At 76.0% G+C, this 2,325-nt stretch carries 4 protein-coding genes; 2 read left to right on the forward strand and 2 right to left on the reverse strand.

The window, feature by feature from the left end; genetic code table 11:
- Together HW445_RS27405 and HW445_RS27410 are read left to right on the forward strand one after the other, a co-directional pair.
- Positions 1-300, forward strand: a 300-nt coding sequence (locus HW445_RS27405) for a VOC family protein (RefSeq protein WP_180223559.1), incomplete at its 5' end; no start/stop codon positions are given.
- Positions 301-414: 114 nt separating this feature from the next.
- Positions 415-1,176: a ZIP family metal transporter gene (locus HW445_RS27410; RefSeq protein ID WP_180223560.1), complete on the forward strand. Its 762-nt coding sequence runs from the start codon at positions 415-417 to the stop codon at positions 1,174-1,176.
- Positions 1,177-1,223: 47 nt separating this feature from the next.
- Here the strand turns inward: HW445_RS27410 and HW445_RS27415 are convergent, their stop codons facing one another.
- Positions 1,224-1,415 carry a hypothetical protein gene (locus HW445_RS27415; protein WP_180223561.1) on the reverse strand — a complete coding sequence of 64 codons (192 nt, stop codon included), beginning with the start codon at positions 1,413-1,415 and terminating at the stop codon, positions 1,224-1,226.
- A 25-nt stretch (positions 1,416-1,440) separates the two neighbouring features.
- Positions 1,441-2,325 (reverse strand): hypothetical protein (locus HW445_RS27420; RefSeq protein WP_180223562.1); only part of this gene is annotated, 885 nt, incomplete at its 5' end.

The following is a 2,325-nucleotide window of genomic DNA, read 5'->3' on the forward strand; positions in this document are numbered from 1 at the left end:
GTTACCCTCCCGCCGTGTCCACGCTGGGTCGCGGCCGAGGCGGCGCCCGGTGCGCCGGTGCCCGCGCCGGGCTGGTCGGGAGTGACCCTCGCCTGCAACGTGGACCACCGTGAGGACGTGGACGCCGCCTTCCACGCCGCTGTGGCCGCCGGCGCCGAGGCGGTGGCCGGGCCGGTGGACCGGGAATGGGGCGGGCGCTCCGCGTACGTCGCCGACCCGGAGGGCAACCGCTGGGAGCTCGCCTGGGCCCGCACCGCGCGGTTCGACGCCCGGGGGGCACTGGCCGGGTTCGGGGAGTAGGCGGGGCGGCTTCGACGCCTCCTGCCGGGGCCGTGTTCCACCGGCCGCGTGAAGCCTCCTGAACACCGCCCCGGGCGCACGCCGTGTCCGGGGATCGCGGGTACAGGGTGCCTTATGGCTGAAGTGGTGGAGGCAGGACTCTGGGGGCTGGTCGCCGGGTCGGCGCTGCTGGTGGGGGCGGTGATCGGGTTCGGGGTGCGGGTGCCGGCGAAGGTGATCGCCACGGTGATGGCCTTCGGGGCCGGCGTGTTGCTCTCGGCGGTCTCCTTCGAACTGGTGGGTGAGGCGTTCGACCAGGCCGGGCTGGCTCCCGCGGCCCTGGGCACGCTGGCGGGCGCCGTGGCGTACACCCTGGGGAACGTGTGGCTGGCCCGACGGGGCGCGCGGCACCGGAAGCGCTCGGGGCGGCACGCCGCGCACGCGCAGCCCTCGGAGGAGCAGCAGGGCGGTTCGGGCACGGCGCTGGCGCTCGGCGCGCTGCTGGACGGGATTCCCGAGTCGGCGGTGATCGGCGTGAGCCTGCTGGACGGCGGGGCGGTCAGCCTGGTGACGGTGGTGGCGGTGTTCATCAGCAACGTGCCGGAGGGACTGTCGAGTTCGGCGGGCATGCGGAAGGCGGGACGCAGCAAGGGGTTCGTCTTCGGCGTGTGGGGCGCGATCGCGGCGGCGAGCACCGTCTCGGCGGTGCTCGGGTACACGGTCGTCGGCGCGTACTCCCCGGCGGTGATCGCGGCGGTGACGGCGGTCGCGGCCGGGGCGATCCTGGCGATGGTGGCGGACACGATGATCCCGGAGGCGTTCGAGGACGCGCACCTGGCGATCGGCCTGGTGACGGTGTGCGGGTTCCTGGTGTCGTTCGGGCTGTCGCACGCGTGAACGACGGTCGTGCGGGGGGACAGTCGCCCTTCCCCCCGCGCGCGCCGTCACAGCCTCCCGCTGCCCCGTATCGCGTCGGAGGTGTCCGGACCGAGGCGGGCCGCCAGGTCCAGGGCGTCGGTGAACCGGGCCTCGTCGCCGTGGATCCGCGCGGCGGCCAGGCGGGGCGGCGTCCGGCCGTGGGCGAGGAGCGGCGCATCACCTGTTCGATCACTTCCCCGCCTCCCCGTGTCCGTCACGCACCGTCATCAGGGCCGCGGGCGGTCAGGAGGCGGCCGGCTCCGCCCCGTCCTCCCGGCGGCCCCGGAGCCGTCCTCCGGTCAGCAGCAGCGCGGCCCCCAGCACCGCCCAGCCGGCCAGGACCAGTGCGGGGCCCGTCGCGCCGGTGCCGTCGAAGAAGGCGTTGGCGCGCAGCAGGCTGCCGGAGGCGCCGGGCGGGAGGATCTGGCCGAGGTCGGACCAGCCGCCGGGCAGCCAGTGCGGGCCGGTGGCGAAGCCGGAGAGCGGGTTGGCCAGCAGCATCATCAGCGCCGCGCCGATGCCGAAGCCGGGCAGGCCGAAGAGCGCCTCGAGTCCCAGGAGGGTGAAGGCGAGGGCCGCGATGCCCAGGGAGAGTCCGAGCGCGGTCGCCCAGTAGTCGCCGGAGAGGGACCCGGTGCCGAACTGCAGCACCGCGGTGACCGCGAAGCCGGCGGTGAGCGAGAACAGCAGGCCGCCGGCCAGGCGCGGCCCGGTCCTGCCGGGGAAGAGCCGGGCGAGGGCGATCGCCGGGATGATGCCGCCGAAGACCATCGGCAGGGCCGCCGCGGAGAACCCGGCCCCTCGTGGGTCGTCCTCGGGGAAGGGGGCGAGGTCCTCGACGGTGAGTTCGGCGTGCTGCCGCTCGGCGACGGCCGTGGCCATCGCGGTGAGGGCGGCCGTGGCCTGCGGGCCGGCCGCCGTCGCCTGGTACAGGGTCACGCCCGCCGGGGTCACCAGGACACCGCCGACGATCTCGCGGTCCTCGACGGCCTCGGTCAGCGCCCGGGCGTCCTGGTAGCGGGTGATCTCCCACTGCGTCCCGGCCGTCGCCTTCTCGAGCGCCGTCACGGCCTGGCCCGGTCCGGCGGCGCCGACCGGGATCTCGCGCGGGCCGCCGTTGACGGCGGG

The sequence above is a fragment of the Streptomyces sp. UH6 genome (assembly GCF_013421635.1).
GTDB classification, from domain to species: Bacteria; Actinomycetota; Actinomycetes; order Streptomycetales; family Streptomycetaceae; genus Streptomyces; species Streptomyces abyssomicinicus.

What these genes read in the sequence shown, in the direction of transcription:
- HW445_RS27410 (WP_180223560.1), top strand. Translation starts at nt 415, where the DNA reads ATGGCTGAAGTGGTGGAGGCAGGACTCTGGGGGCTGGTCGCCGGGTCG.